Annotated in this window: 17 protein-coding genes; 9 read left to right on the top strand and 8 right to left on the bottom strand. The window is 61.0% G+C overall.

The window, feature by feature from the left end; genetic code table 11:
- Positions 1-17: 17 nt before the first annotated feature.
- Together ACFWAD_RS27060 and ACFWAD_RS27055 are read left to right on the top strand one after the other, a co-directional pair.
- Positions 18-1,607, top strand: a complete 1,590-nt coding sequence (locus ACFWAD_RS27060) for an FAD-dependent oxidoreductase (protein ID WP_378549420.1) — start codon at positions 18-20, stop codon at positions 1,605-1,607.
- Entirely contained in the window at positions 1,604-1,927 is a 324-nt protein-coding gene (locus ACFWAD_RS27055; RefSeq protein WP_378549417.1) for a 4Fe-4S dicluster domain-containing protein, read from the top strand. The genes ACFWAD_RS27060 and ACFWAD_RS27055 overlap by 4 nt, the downstream gene beginning before the upstream one ends.
- Here the strand turns inward: ACFWAD_RS27055 and ACFWAD_RS27050 are convergent.
- Positions 1,917-2,972: a 2,3-butanediol dehydrogenase gene (locus ACFWAD_RS27050; protein WP_003941279.1), complete on the bottom strand. Its 1,056-nt coding sequence runs from the start codon at positions 2,970-2,972 to the stop codon at positions 1,917-1,919. The genes ACFWAD_RS27055 and ACFWAD_RS27050 overlap by 11 nt on opposite strands.
- Before the next feature lie 176 nt (positions 2,973-3,148).
- Between ACFWAD_RS27050 and ACFWAD_RS27045 the strand changes: the two genes are divergently transcribed.
- Together ACFWAD_RS27045 and ACFWAD_RS27040 are read left to right on the top strand one after the other, a co-directional pair.
- The gene (locus ACFWAD_RS27045) at positions 3,149-3,643 is read left to right on the top strand and encodes a DUF3558 family protein (RefSeq protein WP_378549414.1); all 495 of its coding nucleotides are present in this window, start codon (positions 3,149-3,151) and stop codon (positions 3,641-3,643) included.
- Between the two features lie 41 nt (positions 3,644-3,684).
- On the top strand, positions 3,685-4,011 hold the full coding sequence (locus ACFWAD_RS27040) for a hypothetical protein (protein ID WP_378549483.1): 327 nt from the start codon (positions 3,685-3,687) through the stop codon (positions 4,009-4,011).
- Between the two features lies 1 nt (position 4,012).
- On the opposite strand, the gene ACFWAD_RS27035 is transcribed toward ACFWAD_RS27040, so the two are convergent.
- The 3 genes from ACFWAD_RS27035 to ACFWAD_RS27025 form a co-directional block, all read right to left on the bottom strand.
- The gene (locus ACFWAD_RS27035; protein ID WP_378549411.1) at positions 4,013-4,366 is read right to left on the bottom strand and encodes a UBP-type zinc finger domain-containing protein; all 354 of its coding nucleotides are present in this window, start codon (positions 4,364-4,366) and stop codon (positions 4,013-4,015) included.
- Positions 4,367-4,436: 70 nt separating this feature from the next.
- Positions 4,437-5,873, bottom strand: a complete 1,437-nt coding sequence (locus tag ACFWAD_RS27030) for an ATP-binding protein (protein ID WP_378549408.1) — start codon at positions 5,871-5,873, stop codon at positions 4,437-4,439.
- Positions 5,874-5,882: 9 nt separating this feature from the next.
- Positions 5,883-7,559, bottom strand: a complete 1,677-nt coding sequence (locus tag ACFWAD_RS27025; RefSeq protein WP_378549405.1) for an FAD-dependent oxidoreductase — start codon at positions 7,557-7,559, stop codon at positions 5,883-5,885.
- Positions 7,560-7,772: 213 nt separating this feature from the next.
- Here ACFWAD_RS27025 and ACFWAD_RS27020 point away from each other — a divergent pair, with 213 nt between their 5' ends.
- Together ACFWAD_RS27020 and ACFWAD_RS27015 are read left to right on the top strand one after the other, a co-directional pair.
- Complete coding sequence (locus ACFWAD_RS27020) at positions 7,773-8,267, top strand: DUF3558 domain-containing protein (protein ID WP_378549402.1); 495 nt, start codon at positions 7,773-7,775, stop codon at positions 8,265-8,267.
- A 68-nt stretch (positions 8,268-8,335) separates the two neighbouring features.
- On the top strand, positions 8,336-8,686 hold the full coding sequence (locus ACFWAD_RS27015) for a hypothetical protein (RefSeq protein ID WP_378549399.1): 351 nt from the start codon (positions 8,336-8,338) through the stop codon (positions 8,684-8,686).
- Positions 8,687-8,742: 56 nt separating this feature from the next.
- Here ACFWAD_RS27015 and ACFWAD_RS27010 read toward each other — a convergent pair whose 3' ends face one another.
- Together ACFWAD_RS27010 and ACFWAD_RS27005 are read right to left on the bottom strand one after the other, a co-directional pair.
- Entirely contained in the window at positions 8,743-9,204 is a 462-nt protein-coding gene (locus ACFWAD_RS27010; protein ID WP_003941401.1) for a 6,7-dimethyl-8-ribityllumazine synthase, read from the bottom strand.
- A gap of 46 nt (positions 9,205-9,250) precedes the next feature.
- Complete coding sequence (locus tag ACFWAD_RS27005) at positions 9,251-9,763, bottom strand: Lrp/AsnC family transcriptional regulator (RefSeq protein WP_003941343.1); 513 nt, start codon at positions 9,761-9,763, stop codon at positions 9,251-9,253.
- 217 nt (positions 9,764-9,980) lie between these two features.
- Here ACFWAD_RS27005 and ACFWAD_RS27000 point away from each other — a divergent pair, with 217 nt between their 5' ends.
- From ACFWAD_RS27000 to ACFWAD_RS26990, 3 genes are all read left to right on the top strand, one after another.
- Positions 9,981-11,096 carry a Glu/Leu/Phe/Val dehydrogenase gene (locus ACFWAD_RS27000; protein ID WP_378549397.1) on the top strand — a complete coding sequence of 372 codons (1,116 nt, stop codon included), beginning with the start codon at positions 9,981-9,983 and terminating at the stop codon, positions 11,094-11,096.
- Between the two features lie 129 nt (positions 11,097-11,225).
- Entirely contained in the window at positions 11,226-12,344 is a 1,119-nt protein-coding gene (locus ACFWAD_RS26995) for a methyltransferase (protein ID WP_378549394.1), read from the top strand.
- Between the two features lie 113 nt (positions 12,345-12,457).
- On the top strand, positions 12,458-13,825 hold the full coding sequence (locus tag ACFWAD_RS26990; protein WP_378549391.1) for an acetamidase/formamidase family protein: 1,368 nt from the start codon (positions 12,458-12,460) through the stop codon (positions 13,823-13,825).
- Between the two features lie 21 nt (positions 13,826-13,846).
- Here the strand turns inward: ACFWAD_RS26990 and ACFWAD_RS26985 are convergent, their stop codons facing one another.
- Together ACFWAD_RS26985 and ACFWAD_RS26980 are read right to left on the bottom strand one after the other, a co-directional pair.
- On the bottom strand, positions 13,847-15,193 hold the full coding sequence (locus ACFWAD_RS26985; RefSeq protein ID WP_378549388.1) for a hypothetical protein: 1,347 nt from the start codon (positions 15,191-15,193) through the stop codon (positions 13,847-13,849).
- A 212-nt stretch (positions 15,194-15,405) separates the two neighbouring features.
- Positions 15,406-15,888: a hypothetical protein gene (locus tag ACFWAD_RS26980; protein WP_378549385.1), complete on the bottom strand. Its 483-nt coding sequence runs from the start codon at positions 15,886-15,888 to the stop codon at positions 15,406-15,408.
- Positions 15,889-16,008 lie beyond the last annotated feature (120 nt).

The raw sequence follows: 16,008 nt of genomic DNA, 5'->3' as shown, positions 1-16,008 counted from the left end.
CTGACAGGAGCTGGCCAGTGATGGACGTCCTCGAACTCTCCACCGATGTATTGGTGATCGGTGGTGGCCCCGCCGGCGCGTGGGCAGCGTTGCGCGCGGCCAAGGCCGGTGCAGACGTCGTCCTGGTCGACAAGGGCTACTGCGGAACGAGCGGCGCAACGGCCCCCTCCGGAACGGGTGTTTGGTACGTCGAACCGGATACGACTGCACGTGAGCGGGCAAAGGCCGGACGCGAGGCGCTCGGCGGATATCTTGCCGACCACCACTGGATGGACCGCGTGCTCGCGCAGACCTACTCGAACATGGATCTCCTCGCGGTGGAGGGCAGATATCCCTTCCCCGTCGACACCAGCACGGGCAAGCAGATACGCACCGGCTTGCAGGGGCCGGAGTACATGCGGCGGATGCGCACCTGGATTCGTCGAGCCGGTGTGCGGATCCTCGATCATTCGCCGGCGTTGGAGCTGTTGGTGGACGGCGAAGGACGAGTTCGCGGAGCTGCGGGCTACCAACGCCACGAACACCAGGACTATTGCGTCTCGGCAGGCGCGGTAGTGGTCGCCAGCGGAGGTTGTGCGTTTCTCTCCGGTGCGTTGGGTACCAACGTCGATACCGGCGACGGTGCATTGATGGCAGCGGAAGTCGGGGCCGAGTTCTCCGGCATGGAGTTCTCGAACGCGTACGGAATCGCAGCGGCCGGATCGACGATCACCAAGACGGCGTACTACGCGTACGCGACGTTCTTCCACGCTGACGGAAGAGTGCTCGAAGGAGCCGGTTCGGCGAAGGGGAGGTCCGTCATCGCCAGCACGTTGCGGAACGAGCCCGTCTTCGCGCAGATCGATCGGGCCGACGCCGAGGTGCAGCGTCGAATGAGACTGGGGCAAACCAACTTCTTCCTGCAATTCGATCGCCGCGGAATCGATCCGTTCACCGACAAATTCGAGGTCAGCATGCTCGCTGAAGGCACGGTGCGCGGCACTGGGGGAATCAACGTCGTCGACGACGATTGCGCGTCATCCGTTCCAGGACTGTTTGCCGCCGGGGACGCTGCGACCCGAGAGCGAATCTGCGGAGGTTTTACCGGCGGGGGAAGTCACAACGCCGCGTGGGCGATGTCCTCTGGTTCATGGGCGGGAACCGGTGCTGCGCGCTATGCGCTGTCGCTCGGACGTGGGTCTGCCAGTGGTCTTCGCGGAGCCGGAACCGTTGGATTGCGTAATCCGGCACGAACCGGGTTTACTGCCGACGATGTGGTGAAAGCTGCTCAGGCACAGCTGATTCCCTTCGACAAAAACTACCTCCGCAGCGGTGATCGAGTATCCACAGCGCTCGGCGAGCTCGAATCGCTGTGGGGTGCAGTGAGTGCGGATCTCGGTGCCGATCCTGCAGGGCGCATGGCAGCGAGGCAAGCAGCCGCGATCACGGCTGTCGGTCGGTGGATGTATCACTCGACGTTGGCGCGGACCGAGACTCGGGGAATGAGCAAGCGGGACGATTTTCCCGAACTCGATGTGACGCAGCACCATCACGTTCTTACCGGCGGTTTGGATTCGGTGTGGACCCGGACTTCTGAATCTGTCGGCTCTGCACTGGTGGCGTCATGATCGAGCTGGTGTCCGCGCCGGCATGCATCGGCTGCGACAAATGCGTAGATGTATGTCCCACAGATGTTTTCGATCGAACTCCGTCGGGTGTCCCGGTGATTGCGCGCCAATCGGATTGCCAGACCTGCTTCATGTGTGAGGCATATTGCCCGACGGATGCGCTGTATGTGCATCCGCAATCCACACCGTTGGAAACGGCCGATGTGATCGAGGACGATCACATCGGCCGGTACCGAGAGAAAATCGGATGGGGCAAAGGGAGGGACCCCGGATCGCTGACTGCGGTGGGTCCCGAGGTGCCCCGTCCGGTCACGACCTGACGAGAATCTTGACCGCCGTGTCGTTGTGCTCGATCAGTGTGGTGAATCCTTCGGAGATCAACTCTTCGAGCTGAATGCGACCGGTGATGAAAGGCGCCAGATCGACGACACCGTCCTGGACCATCTTGATGACCGCTTCATGGTCACGTACGTACGCGATGGTTCCGCGTAGATCGATTTCCTTGAGGACCAGCTTCTGCATGTCGATGGTCGCGGGCTTGCCCCAAATCGACACGTTGACAACAACTCCAGCAGGCCTGACCGTGTCGAGCATGGTGTCGAGGACGGCGTTGACGCCTGCGCACTCGAATCCGATGTCTGCGCCGATACCTCCGCTGAGTTCGAGGACGCGTGCTTTGACGTCTTCGGTGGTGGGATCGATGACGTAGTCGGCGACTCCACTGGAGAGGGCCTTGGCCTTGCGGGCTTCGCTGAGTTCGGTGACGATCGTCGTAACACCCAGCCCCTTGAGGACTGCCGCAACGAGGAGCCCGATCGGTCCGGCACCGCCCACAATTGCGACGTTGCCGCTTTCGGCACCACTGCGCACGACTGCGTGGTGGGCGACGCTCAACGGTTCGATGAGAGCTGCCTCGTCGAGCGGGATGTTGCCGATCTTGTGGATCCAGCGACGGTCTACGACGACCTTCTCGCTGAGCCCACCACCGCCGCCAGCCAAGCCGATGAACCCCATCTTCGTACACAGGTGGTAGTTGCCCGCCTTGCACGGGGCGCACTCGTTGCAGACGAAGTACGGCTCGACGACAACATTTTCGCCGACCTCGACGTCCGTGACACCTTCGCCGACCTCTTCGACGGTGCCGGAGAACTCGTGGCCCATCGTGACCGGCGCATTCTCGTGTGAGAGTGGATGCGGGTGGCCGGGTGCGGAGATGAAGATCGGTCCCTCGAGGTACTCGTGGAGATCGGTGCCGCAGATTCCGCACCATGCGACCTTCAGCTTGACTGTTCCTGGCCGCAATTCGGGCTCAGGGATCTCTTCGATCCGGATGTCTTTCTGCCCGTGGAACCGTGCTGCCTTCATTGATCCGCACCTCACTTCGTTGTGAATCCCCTGGTAGATCGACGCTAGGCCGATTATTGGCGTGGGTGAAGGGTTGCAACGGAATGCAATGTCGTGGAACCGATCGGTGCTGGGGAGCGTCCAATACTGTGAGCGGGCCGCGAACGAGGGGGAGTGCTGTGGGAGTGAGGGGTGCAGTGGTCTTGGTCGCAACCGCGCTGTTGGTTGGGGGTTGTTCCTCGACGGTCGAGGGCGAGGCTTTCCCTGTCGATGTGATTGGGATGTTTGATCCGTGTGAGGTTCTCAGCAATGAGGAATTGGAGAGAGTCGGAGTTGACCCGGCAACAAAAGAGGTTGACATAGTCAACACCCATATCGATGGGTTCAATATATGCAAGTGGGAAGGATCTTGGTTCTTCCTCCGTCTGACTTCCACAACACACTCGCTTGCGGACGTCGAAGCAAATCCGGTGATGCGCGATCTACATCGAATTCAACTCGCCGGCCGAGAGGTCCTGATGTTCCAGGAACACAATGACAAGGCGGACACCGCGTGCAATATCGCCTTCGCGACTGCTCAGTCCACGGCGATGATTCGAGTGGGTGCGAAAGTCGGTGACCAGCGCCCCGAAACTCCGTGTGAACTGGTTGAGCGGGTCGGTCTGACCGTGTTACCGCTGCTTCCCGAATAACGCTCGGAAGAGATTCGACTCGTAGTGAATTGGAGTATGTGATGTCCGGTTTGTATCTGGAGAAGAGGGTCGCAGAGGATCTGGCGAAGGCGTGTGATGATCTAATTTCGCTGTTCAGGTCACTGTCGGACGATGCGAACTATCTCGGGCAAGTGGGAGGCTTCGGCACTCTCGGATCCGCCCGGGCACTGCAGGTTAAGTTCGAGGAAAAGGCGGTTGGCGGCCCGGATGCGCTCGTCGATGTGTTGGCTAGTCATATCGCGGTCGTGGAGGCAATGCAGGCTCAGTTTCAAGCCTGCATCGACAACGCATTGAATCAGGAGGCGTCGAACGTCTCGACTTTGTGGTCGATCGACCAACCGAACTGAGTCAGTGGATGTGTTGCTGCCAATCGGCTGGGACACGACCCTTAGGTCCCGGCGTCGGCTGATCTACGGGATGTGAAGTGGGCGCCGCCAATTCAGGTCCGTCGTACGCCTCATTGGTTTCGAAGCTCCAGAACCAATCCTCACCGGGTTCGTAGCTCTGCATGAACGGATGCTTCGTCGAGGCCGCATGCTTGCTCGCGTGCTGTGACGGTGAGGAGTCGCAACACCCCACGTGACCGCATTGCGCGCATCGACGCAGGTGCACCCACCAACCGCCGCTCGCATCGCATTCAACGCATCCCGCGCCACTGGGCGGCACGCTCGGCTCGATCCCCGCTGGAAGTCCGTCGGTCATGGTCCACCCTCTCGCTGACTGAAGTCGGTCATTTCATCGTGCGCTTTGCCTACCGGCCGTGCAAGGGCGACTAGTCGTCGCGCGTATCCCGCGGTGGGCCCGCGATGGGCAGCAAAACTCTGAACCGGGTGTTACCGGGCTCCGACGTGACCCGAAGCTCACCACGATGCTTGCCGACCACAATTCGCCACGAAATATCAAGGCCGAGACCGGTTCCCTCACCGACAGGCTTAGTCGTGAAGAAGGGTTCGAAGATCCTGTCGATGACGTCATCGGGAATCCCGGCGCCGGTGTCGCAGATCTCGATGCACACGCGGTCGCCATCGCGGCTTGTCCGAACGGTGAGTGTTCCCGATCCGTCCATGGCAGACACCGCATTGTCGATCAGGTTGGTCCACACTTGATTGAGTTCGGCGGCGTAGGCGTCGATCGGTGGCAGCGCGAGGTCGTATTCCTTGACGACTTCGATTCCGGTCCCGATCTTTTGCCCCAACATGATCAACGTGCTGTCAAGTAGTTCGTGGACATCGATGGTCTGGAAGGGCGCGCGGTCCATCTGAGAATACTGTTTAGCCGCACCGACGAGAGTCGAAATCCTCGTTGTGGAGTCGGCGATCTCGTTCATCAGGAGTTCGGATTCGATGGTGTAATTCAGCCAGCGAATAGCGCCTTCGAGTACGGACTCGTCAACGGCTGCAGCAACATTCTCGAGCCAAGCGGTGTCGAGACCAGCCTGCACGAAGGTCGGAGCCAGATCCCAACCCTCTCGAATCGAATGATCCTCGAACCATTCACCCAACGAATCCTCTCGATCCGAGGCTTCGAGGGGAGTGAGCGTCGGCGCCTTGGCGACAACCTCTGCAACTTCCTCTTGAAGCCGCATGAGCGTCACGAGGGCATCGCGGTCGTAGGTGCCCGATGCAACCATTCCCAGTTTGTGGCGCATACCTGCGACACGCTCGCGCAAAGACGCGGTCGCTCGAACCGCTGCGGCTGCAGGGTTATTGAGCTCGTGAGTCAACCCGGCCGACAGTGATCCGAGTGCAAGGAGTCGCTCTCGCTGATCGATGATTTGCTGAGTGTTCTTCTTGCCGAAGAAAACACCTTCGAGTAGATGAACCGCCATTGGAAACCACTCGCGCATCGCGTTGCCGAACTTGTCGGCGTCCAGGACGAAAAACGTCGAAGGAGTCGTCACTCGCATCGACCCCGCGTAGACCTGCGGTACACGATCGCCGAGATACGCCGTCCATCCTCCCGAGTAGACGCCGCGCTGGGTGGTCCTGTTGATCTCGATGTCTTCGCCGCCCGACAGCTTGGACAGCACCACCTCGCCCTCGATGAGGACGTAGAAGCAGGTGGCAGGCTCACCTTCGAGGTAGACCTGACCTCGATCGATCTCGGTGATATGGCCTGCCTGGCAGAGTGATTCGAGCTGATCGTCGGTGAGCTTCTCGAACAGGAACAGGGTGCGAAGCAAGTCTGGGCTGCATTCAGGAATGGACATCGAATCTCCCTATTGTTGAGCGAGATAGCGGTGGACGAACATCACGGCCATCGCGCCCTCTCCGACGGCCGACGCGACGCGCTTGGCCGATTCGGCGTGTACGTCCCCGGCGACAAACACCCCGGGGACACTGGTTTCGAGATGATGTGGTGCGCGGTCGAGCGGCCACCCGTCCGGTGTGACGCCTTCGGACGGAAGGTCCGGGCCGGCAAGAACGAAGCCATTTCCGTCGCGGACCACCACGTCGCCGAGCCAGTCGGTCAGTGGAGCGGCACCGATGAAGATGAACAACCACTGAGCATCGACAGTGTCTTCTTCTCCGGTGGCTCTGTTACGCAGTGTGATTCGTTCGAGGTGATCGTCACCCTCGGCTCCGATCACCTCCGTGCACGTGCGCACGGTGATCTTAGGATTCTTTTCGATCTGCTGAATCAGGTAGTAGGACATCGAGGCTTCGAGCGAGTTGCCGCGAATGAGAATCGTGACGGACCTAGCTCCGCGGGAGAGATAGACCGCAGCTTGGCCTGCCGAATTGGCGCCGCCGACTATGTACACATCCTGCTCGCTGCACCGAGCGGCTTCGGTGACAGCTGACCCGTAGTAGACCCCTCGCCCGGTGTATGTATCGAGCCCCGGCGCCGAAAGTTGGCGATAGGAAACACCTGTCGCCAAGATGACCGAATGAGCGTCGACCGACGAACCGTCGTCGAAACGCACTGTGCGGGCCGAGCCGTTGATTTCCAAACCGGTGACGTCTCGCGCGGTGATGACCTCGGCGCCGAACTTGGTTGCCTGGCGTCTTGCGCGATCGGCCAACTGTGCGCCGGAAACTCCGTCGGGGAAGCCGAGGTAGTTCTCGATTCGAGAGCTCTGGCCGGCCTGACCGCCAGTCGCCCGCCGTTCGATGAGAACCGTCCGAAGTCCCTCCGAAGCGCCGTACAGAGCAGCGCCCAGACCCGCAGGGCCGCCGCCGATGACAACGAGATCGTAAAAGTCTTCGGAGAGGGTGGTACTCAACCCGAGTTTGTCGGCGAGTTCGGCGTCAGTGGGCTCGACGAGGACATCCCCACTGGATGCGATGACGACGGGAAGCCGCAGTACGTCGGTACCGGCAGCCGAGAGCAGTCGTTGGCCTTCCGGCTCGTCCGACATGTACCAGCGATAGGCAAGTTGGTTGCGTGCCAAGAATTCTCGGACGTCGGATGATCGCTCGGACCAACGATGGCCGATCACCTTGGTTTCCTCGGCGGGGTGATGACTCGAGCTTGCCCAGGCATCGAGCAGCGCATCGATGACGGGGTACAGCTTCTCCTCCGGCGGATCCCAAGGCTTGAGGAGGTAGTGGTCGAGGTCGACCACGTTGATGGCGTCGATCGCAGCATCAGTATCGGCGTAGGCGGTCAGTAGAACGCGCCGAGCTACGGGATACAGGTCCATTGCCTGTTCGAGGAACTCGATTCCACTCAAACCGGGCATGCGGTAATCGGCGACGATCACAGCGACTGCGTCGCCGCGAAGTTTCATTTCACGCAAGGTTTCGAGAGCCTGGTCGCCGGACTCCGCGCGAATGATTCGGTACTTCTCGCCATACCGCTTGCGGAGGTCTCGAACGACGGCACGCGAAACACCAGGATCGTCGTCGACGCTGAGGATCGCTGGTTTGGCCGGGGCTTTCGGTGCGCTCACTCGGTGCCTTCCCGAAGTCGTAGTCAACTTCTCCAGTATGCGACTGCTGAGCTGAGCGTCAATCGCTGGAGATGCGCTCTGAGTGAACCAGCGATCGTGACCTGGGAATTTCAAGATTGCGGGAACCGATCGAGCCTCCGATGCATCCAATAGAGTGGGTCCACATCAACAGGGGGTGCCATGCGGGGGTCGGTGGGGGTTGGGCGACTGCTCATGGCTGGGATGTTGGTGTGGGCTGCGGCAGGATGCAGCTCAGTCGTGGAGGGGGCGGCTGAGCCTGCATCCGGCCAAGAGGGTTTGTTCGATCCGTGCAAGGACATTCCGGACTCGGTGTTGGAAGAAGTGGGGCTTGATCCGGTTACCGAGGAAGTTGACATCGAGGGCGTCGAACAACCCGGCTGGAAGATCTGTTCGTGGACCGAATCTTGGTACTACGTGGTCCTTTTCTCGAATCGGTTCACGATCGACGAGGTTGAGGAGAATCCCGACTACATCGGTTTCCAGGAGATATCGTTGGATGGACGTCCGGGCGTTCGGTACCACCGGGTATCCGACGATGAAATCGGCAAGTGCTACGTCGCATTAGAAGCGAAGCAAGGTTCGATTTGGATCGTGGTCGAGAAAAAGGGAAGCGCCGAAATGCAAGGCGCGACGTGCGATCTTGCAACTAGTTACGCGACGGCACTCGAAGGTTACGTGCCTAGGTAGCGGTGATGGAGAGCGCGTGAATAGGACGTTGGGTCGAAGAGTGCGTTGTTAGCACCGAAGTGGATCGGATGGATTTGATGGCTGGATTGGGGTTCGATCAGCTGGCGATAGATTTCAACTCGGCAAAGAGAGTTACGGCGGCTTTCACTGCCCTGAGGGAAGAGTTGGATGCTGCGCTGCGATCTGTTTCGGACCTCAGAGAGGTCAAAGGGATGGGAACTTTGAAGTCAGGACAGGACTTGGCCGCCAAATTCTCCAAGAAGGCCGTCGGCGGTGAAGATTCGTTGGAGAAGTCATTGAACAGCCACATCCAAGTGGTCACCGAGATGCGGGACTTCTTCCAGCAATGCGTCGACCGCTACGGCGAAGTCGACGACTCGAACGCCTCCGCACTGGCAAGCGTCGACACCCCTCGATAGACACAAAAAATCTCGCTGAGCCGATGGCATTCGACTCAGCGAGACTTGGGTAACGACTAGCTGGTGGGCAGGGCCTTCAACGACTTGACGGTGGCGTCGACCGCGCGCGCAGCCTCGGCGCCCTTCTTCACGAAATGCGTGCTGAAGTAGTCGACGTGCTCGGCGTGCTCGTGGAAGTGATGCGGCGTCAAGACCACCGAGAAGACCGGAACGTCGGTGTCGAGCTGCACGCGCATCAGACCGTCGATGACAGCCGTCGCCACGAAGTCATGCCGGTAGATACCGCCGTCGACGACCAGACCTGCGGCGACGATCGCCTGGTAGCGGCCGGTCTTGGCCAACCGCCGAGCATGCAGCGGGATCTCGAAAGCCCCCGGTACCTCGAAGAAATCAACCGTGTCCTTGGGGTAGCCGAGCTCGACGATCGCGTCGGTGAATCCGTCGCGTGCACGGTCGACGATGTTGCGATGCCACGTCGCCTGAATGAACGCGATGCGCTGTCCCTGGATCTCACTCATAACCATGAAACTAGCGCACCGGGAAGCATCGCCGCGACCACCCGTCCTAGTCCTGTTGACGGGGGAAGGCAGTCGAACGACCCCAGCCGGCGTCATTGGTGAGGTGCTCGAGGAGAGGCTGAATTCGATACGGAAGGGGATTGGTCAGAGCGATGGTCGTGGTGGAATGCGTGACGCCTGGAAGCGACACGATCTGCTCGGCCAACTTCTGCAGCGCCGCGTGCGTCGACGTGGCGACGCGAACGAGCAAATCCTCGCGGCCGGTTGTGGCGTGAATTTCGATCACCTCGGGCAACTCGGTCAGACTGCGGGCCACTGCGCTGATCTTGCCCTGCTCGAGCTCCAGACCGACAAATGCCTGAATCGGGATACCGACCTCGGGGAGATTGAGATTCGGCCGAAACCCGGTGAGAAGTCCGTTGGATTCCATGCGCTTCATTCGCGACTGGACGGTGTTGCGGGCGACGCCCAACGAGTTGGCCAACTCGGCCACACTCATCCTCGAGTCCTTGCTGAGCAGTCCGAGCAACTGGACGTCGAGCTTGTCGATGCTGAGCACTTTGTGAACCTCTCCTCAGTGATTTGAGTCACTGGATGATCGAATTGACTAGTTCAAGAGATTTGCATTGACCAAATCGTAACTCAGGCAGAGCATTGGTTCCACGAATTGCTCAGCGGGATTCTCTTTGGGTTATTTGTCCCAATAGTACCCAATGAACACTTCGCCCCAATATTTCGACTGCACCCCGTAATTCTTCGGAAAGGTCTATCCCACAATGACTCTCACCGCCGAGCCCGTGAACTCCGTTGTTTCCCATGACGACACTGCGGGCGTGTTCGATCGCGCCGACTATCTGCGCGATTACCCCCACGAGCAGGTGAGCTTCTTCCAGGATCCTGCGAGTGGCCTCAAGGCCATCGTCGCCATCCACTCCACGACGCTCGGCCCCGCGCTCGGCGGAACGCGCTTCTACCCGTACTCCGACGAATCTGCCGCAGTCACAGACGTTTTGCGCCTCTCGCGCGGAATGACCTACAAGGCTGCGGTTGCCGGCGTGGACCTCGGCGGCGGCAAGGCGGTCATCATCGGCGACCCCGCAACGGCCAAGACCGACGAATTGCTCGGCGCCTACGCAAAATTCGTCCAGACCCTCGGCGGCCGCTACATCACCGCTGGTGACGTCGGAACCAACTCCAACGATCTCGACATCATCGGCCGCAACACCGACTTCGTCGTCGGCCGCAACGCCACCGTCGGCGGTTCCGGCGACAGCGCTCCGATGACGGCCCTCGGCGTATTCCAGTCGATGCGCGCTGCAGCGCAGTCGCATTGGGGCACTCCGTCGCTCGCGGGCAAGACCGTTGGTGTGGAGGGCGCAGGCAAGGTCGGCTACGAGCTGATCAAGCTTCTCCTCGCGGACGGCGCGACCGTTCTCGCGACCGACGTCAACGCCGCAGCGCTCGACCGAGTCAAGGCGGACTTCCCGCAGGTGAGCATCGTCGACAGCATCATCGACGCCGATCTGGACGTCTACGCACCGTGCGCGATGGGCGCAACCCTCACCGACGCGACCGCACTCTCGATCAAGGCCGAGGTTGTCTGCGGCGCTGCCAACAACCAGCTCACCGTCCCCGAGGTCGAGAACATCCTCCGCGACCGCGGCATCACCTGGACCCCTGACTACGTGGCGAACGGCGGCGGCCTCATCCAGGTCGCCGGCGAGCTGAAGGGCAACTCGGCCGAAGAGGTCAAGCTCAAGGTCGAGAAGATCTTCGACACGGTCACCGAGATCTTCGCGAAGTCGAAGAAGGACGGAATTCTTGCCGGCGAGGCTGCTGACGCGGTCGCCGAGGCTCGGATCGCCGAGGCAGCTCGCGTAGCCAAGGGCTGACATCCCTCTCACAGTCATGTAGCGCGGCCGGTCCCGACTAGTGTGGACACCAGACAAGCAGATTTTGCAGATCTGGACCACATCAGCCGGTAGACCGGCCGCTATGCGTCGGACGCCGGAAGGGCTTACATGACTGAACAATTCGCTGTGTGGACCGAGAACGACGCCGAGCAATCGGCCCGTTGGGGTTCGACGAGCGACGCCCCGGCGCCCAAGCGCATCGTCGTCGCCGACGACACGATGAAGGCCGACGACGCCTATCGCTTGGCGTGCGAAGGCACGGCGTTGCTGTGGCACGGAGACTTTCAGAACGCTCGCCAACTGACCAAGGCCGTGGCGTCGCGCATCGACCGCAAGCCGCGCCGAGCATCCGACGATCCCGCCAAAGCCTTCCATCTCCACCGGCAGACCCAAGGGCGTCGTGCGCAGATTCTCGGCATGCTGCTCATTCCCTTGGACGCAGATCTGTCGATTCCACTTCGGCGCTCCCCGGACGCGCAAGTAGCTTTGACCGAGGCGTTCGGGATTACCGGTGAGCCGTCGGTTCGCTCGTTGCGTGACATTCTCGGCGCCATCGGTGCTCACGAGTGGCACCGCAAAGGCGTTTTCATCGAGGCCCTCGACGCCCGCATCCATCCCGCGTTCGGAGTGTTCTCACCCGTCCGCGGCGAGTATGTCGACCTTGTCGCGTCTGCGCCACTGCCGTCGACGGAATCGGCTTTCGACATCGGCACCGGCACCGGCGTTCTTGCCGCCGTACTGGCGCAGCGCGGCGTCAAGACAGTGACAGCCACCGACCAGGACCCCCGGGCACTGCAATGCGCCCGTAGCAACCTCTCGCGGCTTGGCTACGGCGATCAGGTGAACGTGGTGGAAGCCGACCTCTTTCCCGAAGGCTCTGCCCCGTTGGTGGTGTGCAATCCTCCCTGGATTCCGGCCAAGGCCACCTCACCCATCGAATACGCGGTCTACGACCCGGCCGGAGCAATGCTGAAGGGCTTCCTGACAGGCGTCGCAGCGCATCTGGACGACGGGGGAGAAGCGTGGCTGATCCTCTCCGACATTGCCGAACACCTCGGTCTCCGAACGCGATCGGAATTGCACGACCTGATCGCGGCTGGTGGACTCACCGTTGTCGACCGCATGGACGTCAAGCCGACGCACGCAAAGGTCAGTGACCGAACCGATGCGCTTCACGCAGCCCGGGCACGAGAGACGACCTCGCTCTGGCGGCTTCGCCGTCGCTGAATTCATTCTCAGTCAACGGTATTTCCTTGCCATGAAATGGTAATGAACGAGTAACAAATCGGGTCTAGCTTTCTTCGCAGTCGCACATCGTCACGCACTCCGGAGGAAACTCGATGGAAAACACTCTTGCCCGCAACGCAGCCGAAGACCTGACGAAAGGACTTGGCCGACGCGGATTCATGAGGGCAGTCGCTGCCCTCGGCGCGGGCGTAGGAGTTGCCGGTGTGGCTTCGGGGTGCGCGCACTCGAACGCATCGCCGGCTGGATCATCCTCCTCTGCACTGCCATTCGCCGATGGTGTTCCGATACTGCAACCGGGCCGCGGAAATGTCAGCGGCGATCACTATCTGAGTTCGGATCCGTCGGACGTCATGTGGGGCTATGTGCCCAACATTCACACCCGCGAAGTGATGCGGATGAAGTCGGGCGAGACCGTCACCATCGACGCACTCTCACACGAGGGAATTCTCGAGGATCAAGGTCGCAATCCCCTCGAATACTTCGGCAGTAAAGGCGTTTCCGAGCAAGACGTGCTCGAGGACGCGATTGCCGTTGCGGCCGAATACAACCGAACCGAACGAAACTTCGACAAGGACGGCCCCCACGTCGTCACCGGACCCGTCTTCGTCGAGGGCGCACAGCCCGGGGACGTACTCAAGATCGAGACCGTCGAAGCCATTCCCCGCGTGCCGTACGGTGTTGTGTCGAGCAGACACGGCAAGGGTGCTCTCGCCGTCACGGCCGACGGAACCGCTCCGGCGGGAATCACTCTGGACGAAGTCATGCCGCCGGTCGCCACGGACGGGCGGGCGACAAAGGATCCGTTGAAGTACGGCGGTGTTTCCACTTTCACGGCGATCGAAGACGGTAAGGGTGTGATGCCCTTCGGTGAATCGAAGGTGCGGTTCCCTCTGCGTCCGTTCATGGGAATGATGGGAGTTGCCTACTCCACGGACGCCGATCCGACATCCCCGTCGTCGAACTCCATTCCTCCGACGCTGGGCGGCGGGAACATCGACATCAGGCATCTCGGCGTCGGATCAACCTTTTACCTGCCGGTCTTTGCCGAAGGCGCCCTGTTCTACGTCGGTGACCCACACATGGCCATGGGCGATGGTGAGGCAGCGCTGACGGCGATGGAAGGTTCGCTGCGCGGCACGTTCCGACTGAGCGTGTGCAAGAAGGATTCCGGCGACGCCCCGTCGGTGGCATTCGGATACCCGTTCGCAGAGACCGAGGAGGCCTGGATTCCGATCGGCCTGTCCGACCCCAACGGTTCGGTCGACGGGCAGAACAGTGACCTCGACGGTGCCATGCGGCGCGCGGTGGTCAACGCGCTCGACTTCCTCGAGCATGATCGCGGAATGGATCGAGCGACGGCCTACGCCTATCTTTCTGCCGCAGCGGATTTCACGGTCTCGCAGGTAGTCGATCGAACCGTGGGCGTCCACGGGCAGATCTTCAAATCCCACTTCGAATAGTGAGAACGGCGATCCGTCGTGTCAGGACGGATCGTCGAAGAGGCTCTGCTGCAAGGGATCGGCGAACAGGCCCATCTGCTCAGGTTGCGGCTTTGCCGGCGTCTCGGTTCGAGAATTGGGCAGGACCACCAGTCGCAAAGCCCCGCGCAGGCGGTCGACCATGAGTTCCCACCCACCGACCTGATCCTCGTAGCCCGCAGCCTCTTCGGCGTCCCCGCGACTGTGGGCGTCGACGGCCTGACTACGCAGCTGAATCTGCCATTCGTTACTGATGTGGAGGAGCTGAAGAATCAGATCGCGATCGCGACCGCAGACATCCGCCACCGCATCGAGATCCTCGGCCACATCCAGATCGAGGTGCAGTAGGGTCTCGAGTTCGGGAGGCAGGTCCTCGGCCGTCAGATCGGGCTGTAGCGAGGAGGAATCACCGTTCTTGTTCGCGAAGAAGAGGTCTCCGCCGACACGTGCGGCGAATTCGTCGTCCACGGTGCGCAGGAAGGACGTCAAGGCCGCGCACGTATCCGTCAGTTGCTTCGGAACGAATGGCGAACCCGCCACCTCGAGGAACACCGACAGACGGTCGTCGATCAAGACGAACTTGATGCGCGACCACTTGCGGTTGAGATCGGCGATGACCTCGGCTGCACGAGTGCGGTTGCTGATGTCCTGAACGAGTGGGGAGAACAACTGCACGTCCATGGACTCGGAGAGTGGACCGACGAACATGACCGTCGAACCGACACGAATGGGTATGTCGCCGTCGCTGTCTCGCTCGGGAAGAGTGCCGAGCATGGGAAGCAAAGCGAGAGTGACCAACTCCTTGAGGTGGTCGATGTCGTTGGGCATGTAGGCCGCGGTGGGGTCGAGTGTCGGAAGTTCTGTCGACTCGACGACCGACGGATCGAAATCCGGAGTCTGTTCGTTGCCGGTGAGATCGCTGGATAGAAAAGCCGGGTGCTGCACACCGAACACATCACGGAATGCAGCGACAGTCATCGCTGCGAGCTGATCGGCCCAGTTCTGTGCCTTGTCGACGCAGAAGGCGGGGGAGTTGTTCGGATCCTCGAGATTCTCGGAAGGCGGATTCCAGCCGAGTGCGATCAACTTTTGTTCGTCGGCGTCTTCGAGTCGATAGCGCGGATGCAGGAAGTCGTTGGAAGGAACCTCGCAGCGGACTGTGTTCTTGTCCCACACGAGGAACTGAACGCATGGCGCTGCGCCGTCAGCTGGATCGAAGTCGCCGGTGGACGATTCCACGGCAAGCACGTCGCCGTCGACCATGATGGAAATGTGATCGCCGAGGCGACGTTGAAATTCTGCCCACGCCCGGTCGACACTGACATCGAGATCGAAGCCCATTGCGCTCATCAGCCACCTCCTTCCGCAAAAGCTCAGACCTATACGGTATCGCGAGGCTCCGACAATGCTGCTGTCCTTTTCCAGTCGACCGGATTGCAGCGGGCTACGAACCGTGACGAAGAGGAAGGTAGTCGCAGGTAGATCGGTTATTTGAGAGCGGCGACTGAAGTGTGCCTGTAACCGCCGTCACGCCAGGCGGTATGCGGGCGAAAGAGCGAGGACTATCCGGCGAGAACGGGCGAGACTTCGACGACGGGCGGCGTGGACCCGGTCGTGACAACGGGGGCGGTGCTGGTCTTGGTGGTCGTGGCTGTCGCGGTCGGCGACGAGGTCGCGGTAGCCGACGCGGTGGTCGTGGACGAGACCGGTGTTGTCGTACTCGTTGCAGTCGTAGTGGACGTAGCGGAGCTCGTGCTTGTCGCGGTCACCACCAGCGGCTGATTGCGAGGAGCGGTCGTCTCGTCGGCGATTCGCCAGGTCGGCGTCGGCGGAATGACAACGGTAGGAACTGCCACCGAGCTGTAGAACGCGGCCGGTTCGATCCCTGCGACGGACTCCACGGAAACCGACGAGACCAGAGCGGGAGGCTTCACCACAGGGCCGCCGGCACCGAATGCGCCGGCTGCTCCGCCGAAAACGAGGCCTGATGTCAGAGAGAGAGCGGCCACTGCGACAGCGCCGATCATGACTGTTCTGTCTTTCATGCACACCTGTCCTTCGGGAGCAGTACGGAAGTACTGTAGGCGAAAAGATGCCGCAATGGAGTATCAGGGCCTGCTGGGCGAGACACGAATCTGTGTGGCGTAGAACACAAAAGGCCCTGA

Origin of the sequence: Rhodococcus sp. NPDC059969 (genome assembly GCF_042738325.1) — a bacterium.
GTDB lineage: Bacteria > Actinomycetota > Actinomycetes > Mycobacteriales > Mycobacteriaceae > Rhodococcus_F.
This window is presented reverse-complemented; position numbering and strand designations above follow the sequence as displayed.

What these genes read in the sequence shown, in the direction of transcription:
- ACFWAD_RS27055 (WP_378549417.1), top strand. Translation starts at nt 1,604, where the DNA reads ATGATCGAGCTGGTGTCCGCGCCGGCATGCATCGGCTGCGACAAATGC.
- ACFWAD_RS27050 (WP_003941279.1), bottom strand. Translation starts at nt 2,972, where the DNA reads ATGAAGGCAGCACGGTTCCACGGGCAGAAAGACATCCGGATCGAAGAG.
- ACFWAD_RS27040 (WP_378549483.1), top strand. Translation starts at nt 3,685, where the DNA reads ATGTCCGGTTTGTATCTGGAGAAGAGGGTCGCAGAGGATCTGGCGAAG.
- ACFWAD_RS27035 (WP_378549411.1), bottom strand. Translation starts at nt 4,366, where the DNA reads ATGACCGACGGACTTCCAGCGGGGATCGAGCCGAGCGTGCCGCCCAGT.
- ACFWAD_RS27030 (WP_378549408.1), bottom strand. Translation starts at nt 5,873, where the DNA reads ATGTCCATTCCTGAATGCAGCCCAGACTTGCTTCGCACCCTGTTCCTG.
- ACFWAD_RS27020 (WP_378549402.1), top strand. Translation starts at nt 7,773, where the DNA reads ATGGCTGGGATGTTGGTGTGGGCTGCGGCAGGATGCAGCTCAGTCGTG.
- ACFWAD_RS27015 (WP_378549399.1), top strand. Translation starts at nt 8,336, where the DNA reads ATGGATTTGATGGCTGGATTGGGGTTCGATCAGCTGGCGATAGATTTC.
- ACFWAD_RS27010 (WP_003941401.1), bottom strand. Translation starts at nt 9,204, where the DNA reads ATGAGTGAGATCCAGGGACAGCGCATCGCGTTCATTCAGGCGACGTGG.
- ACFWAD_RS27000 (WP_378549397.1), top strand. Translation starts at nt 9,981, where the DNA reads ATGACTCTCACCGCCGAGCCCGTGAACTCCGTTGTTTCCCATGACGAC.
- ACFWAD_RS26995 (WP_378549394.1), top strand. Translation starts at nt 11,226, where the DNA reads ATGACTGAACAATTCGCTGTGTGGACCGAGAACGACGCCGAGCAATCG.
- ACFWAD_RS26990 (WP_378549391.1), top strand. Translation starts at nt 12,458, where the DNA reads ATGGAAAACACTCTTGCCCGCAACGCAGCCGAAGACCTGACGAAAGGA.
- ACFWAD_RS26985 (WP_378549388.1), bottom strand. Translation starts at nt 15,193, where the DNA reads ATGAGCGCAATGGGCTTCGATCTCGATGTCAGTGTCGACCGGGCGTGG.
- ACFWAD_RS26980 (WP_378549385.1), bottom strand. Translation starts at nt 15,888, where the DNA reads ATGAAAGACAGAACAGTCATGATCGGCGCTGTCGCAGTGGCCGCTCTC.